This is a genomic window from Rhizobium sp. 18055, from assembly GCF_902706285.1.
Lineage (GTDB): Bacteria > Pseudomonadota > Alphaproteobacteria > Rhizobiales > Rhizobiaceae > Rhizobium.
Window position 1 is genome coordinate 1 of sequence record NZ_CACSKD010000506.1, and the last position, 383, is coordinate 383.

The following is a 383-nucleotide window of genomic DNA, read 5'->3' on the forward strand; positions in this document are numbered from 1 at the left end:
CAGCTCGAGACGCTGCTCGACGAAACCCAGCGCCAGGCCGAGGAACTGCAGGCCCAGCAGGAAGAGCTGCGCGTGAGCAACGAGGAGCTCGAGCAGCAGAGCCGCGTGCTGCAGGAGTCGCAGGCGCAGATGGAAGCGCAGCAGACCGAGCTGGAGCAGAGCAACGCCCAGCTGGAAGAACAGACCCAGCAGCTCGAATACCAGAAGCAGCAGCTGCTGCGCGCGCAGGACGCGCTCTCCGACAAGGCGCGCGACCTGGAGCAGGCCAGCCAGTACAAGAGCGAGTTCCTGGCCAACATGAGCCACGAGCTGCGCACCCCGCTCAATTCCAGCCTCATCCTCGCGAAGCTGCTGGCGGACAACAAGGGCGGCAACCTCACGGC

General features: G+C 65.8%; 1 protein-coding gene. It reads left to right on the forward strand.

Annotated elements, in window-relative coordinates:
• The coding region (locus tag GVL52_RS30235) for a histidine kinase dimerization/phospho-acceptor domain-containing protein (RefSeq protein ID WP_280179146.1) at positions 1-383 on the forward strand (383 nt) is incomplete at both ends.